The organism is Acinetobacter sp. SwsAc6 (assembly GCF_013391565.1).
In the GTDB taxonomy this organism is placed as follows: Bacteria; Pseudomonadota; Gammaproteobacteria; order Pseudomonadales; family Moraxellaceae; genus Acinetobacter; species Acinetobacter cumulans.
The window spans coordinates 1-2,512 of record NZ_JACAXE010000063.1 but is presented as its reverse complement, the minus strand read 5'-3'; the positions used below and the strand labels follow the sequence as shown (position 1 = coordinate 2,512).

Sequence of the window (2,512 nt, the reverse complement as noted above, 5' to 3'; positions counted from 1 at the left end):
GTAAGCATCCGGCTAACACAGCCTTACCAAGCGATCCTATAAGCCTTAATTTAGTTCCCACCTAAAAACAAGTGGGGACTTAATCCATGAACATGGATATATATTCAGCAACACCTCCTGTTGCTAAAAAACGCAGAACATACAGCAAAGAATTCAAACTCAGTATTGTCAATGCCTGTAAAAATCCTAATACCTCGATCGCTTCGGTCGCACTGCAACATAGTATTAATGCCAACCTTGTCAGTCGTTGGATCAGGATCTTCAGCCATCATGATGGTGCCGTGCAAGATCCTACTCATGTGAATCCAGCATTTATTGCTTTGCCTTACACTGCTGCAATCAGCCAACCTATTGATGAGAGGATCACGTTGTGTATCACCGTGCCTCATACGAATAATGATATTCAGCTAAAATGGCAGACATCAGAAATACCTGCCTTGGCAGAATTACTCAAGGCACTTGCAACATGATCCGCATTGATGAAATCTGGTTGTCTACTCAGCCCATGGACATGCGTGCAGGTATGGATACGACCATGGCCCAGGTGGTGAGAGCCTTTGGCTACATCAAACCGCATTGTGCTTACCTGTTCTGTAATAAACGTGGCCATCGTATGAAAGTGTTGGTACATGATGGACTGGGCATCTGGCTGTGTGCCCGGCGTTTGGAACAGGGTAAATTTCACTGGGCTCAAGTTCACCAAGGTGAAACCGTGGCCCTCAGCCCGGAACAGTTACAGGCACTGATCCAGGGTTTGCCCTGGCAGCGCATTGGACGACAGCAGGTAGTGACGATGCTCTAAACCAGGTTGGTGCATTCTGCTATTCTCCAAACGTTCTATTTCATTCTCTTCATGACCTCAGGCATACTGCGGTCATGAATACACTGCCTGACTTAAACCAACTGACCCATGAACAACTGCTGGAATTTACCAGACAGTTGGCAATGCAGCATCAGTCTCTGGCACAATCAAATCAAGAATTAGAAAAATCAAACCAGCAATTGGATGCCAAAGTTCAGCATCTTTCTATTCTCAATCAAAAATACGAGCATGAACTGGCGCTGTTTAAAAAGCACGAATTCGCCCAAAAGAATGAACACTTAACGGCAAAACAAATCCATCTGTGGGATGAAGCGGTTGAAGAAGATATTGCCGCGGTTGATCTAGAACTGGAACGGCTAAATGCAGATAAAACCAATGCAGCGACACACAAAGCAACAGTCAACAAACCTAAACGTCGACCACTGCCAGATCATCTACACACCATCCGTATTGAGCATGAACCTGCATCAACCCAATGTGCTTGTGGCTGCCAACTCCGTCGTATCGGCGAAGATGTCAGTGAAAAACTGCATTTCAGACCGGCACAGTTCTATAAGGAACAGCATGTGCGTGGTAAATGGGTCTGTGATCAGTGTGACACTCTGACTCAGCAAGCGATGCCCGCCTATGTGATTGATAAAGGCATTGCTTCACCTGAATTGCTCAGCCATGTGCTGGTATCGAAGTATGCCGATCATTTGCCGCTGTACCGTCAACGTCTGATCTATCAGCGGGCGGGAATCGAACTTTCTAGATCAACTTTATCTGACTGGATAGGTCGCTGCGGTGTAGAACTGGAACCTCTGGCCAATGCCTTAAAAGAGGTGGTACTACAACAGCAGGTGCTGCATGCAGATGAAACACCGGTCACCATCATGCGGATGGGTGAGAATAATAAAAAACCGAAGAAAGGTTATGTCTGGGCCTATGCCACTACACAGTACAATCCAGTTCAGGCGGTGATCTATGACTTTCAGGATAGTCGTTCAGGCCAGCATGCTGAAGAGTTCTTGAAAGGCTGGCAGGGCTATCTAGTCTGTGATGATTACAGTGGTTATAAAGCACGCTTTAAATCAGGCGATGTCATTGAGGTGGGCTGCATGGCGCATGCACGTCGTAAATTCCATGAACTGCATGTAACTGGGAAAAGTCAGGTCGCTGAACAGGCATTAGTGCTGATTCAGAAACTGTATGCGATAGAAGCAGAGCTCAGGAAAAAGACCGATGGTACAGCGGAAGACCGCCGCGAATACCGACAACAGCATAGTCAACCAGTGATGCAACAACTATATGAATGGCTCAACCAACATCATCTGACAGTGCCATCGAGTTCTCCCACCGCCAAGGCCATCAATTACACTCTGAAGCGTTGGCCAGCTTTAAGCCGCTATCTGGATGATGGCAATCTACCGATTTGCAATAATTGGGTCGAGAATCAGATGCGTCCCTGGGCGTTGGGGCGCAAGAACTGGCTGTTTGCAGGTTCGCTGCGCAGTGGTCAGCGAGCGGCAAATATCATGACGTTAATCCAGTCAGCAAAGCTGAATGGCTTGGATCCGTATGCCTATTTAAGTGATGTGCTGAAAAGGCTGCCGACACATAAAGTGACCCAGATTGAAGAATTGCTGCCGCACTGCTGGAAACCTAAATCGAATTAAAAAATAGGTATGGGATTCAGCGGACGCTTAC

3 protein-coding genes are annotated in these 2,512 nt (G+C 46.9%); all 3 read left to right on the top strand.

Annotated features, from left to right (window positions below; all coding sequences use genetic code 11):
- The first annotated feature begins 86 nt into the window (after positions 1 to 86).
- The 3 genes from HYG93_RS19040 (at position 87) to HYG93_RS19030 (ending at position 2,481) form a co-directional block, all read left to right on the top strand.
- Complete coding sequence (locus HYG93_RS19040) at positions 87 to 470, top strand: transposase (protein ID WP_019836977.1); 384 nt, start codon at positions 87 to 89, stop codon at positions 468 to 470.
- Entirely contained in the window at positions 467 to 802 is a 336-nt protein-coding gene (gene tnpB, locus HYG93_RS19035) for an IS66 family insertion sequence element accessory protein TnpB (protein WP_000618091.1), read from the top strand. Before HYG93_RS19040 ends, tnpB begins: the two co-directional genes overlap by 4 nt.
- 74 nt (positions 803 to 876) lie before the next feature.
- Complete coding sequence (locus HYG93_RS19030; protein ID WP_075696596.1) at positions 877 to 2,481, top strand: IS66 family transposase; 1,605 nt, start codon at positions 877 to 879, stop codon at positions 2,479 to 2,481.
- Positions 2,482 to 2,512 lie beyond the last annotated feature (31 nt).

What these genes read in the sequence shown, in the direction of transcription:
- tnpB (WP_000618091.1), top strand. Translation starts at nt 467, where the DNA reads ATGATCCGCATTGATGAAATCTGGTTGTCTACTCAGCCCATGGACATG.
- HYG93_RS19030 (WP_075696596.1), top strand. Translation starts at nt 877, where the DNA reads ATGAATACACTGCCTGACTTAAACCAACTGACCCATGAACAACTGCTG.
- HYG93_RS19040 (WP_019836977.1), top strand. Translation starts at nt 87, where the DNA reads ATGAACATGGATATATATTCAGCAACACCTCCTGTTGCTAAAAAACGC.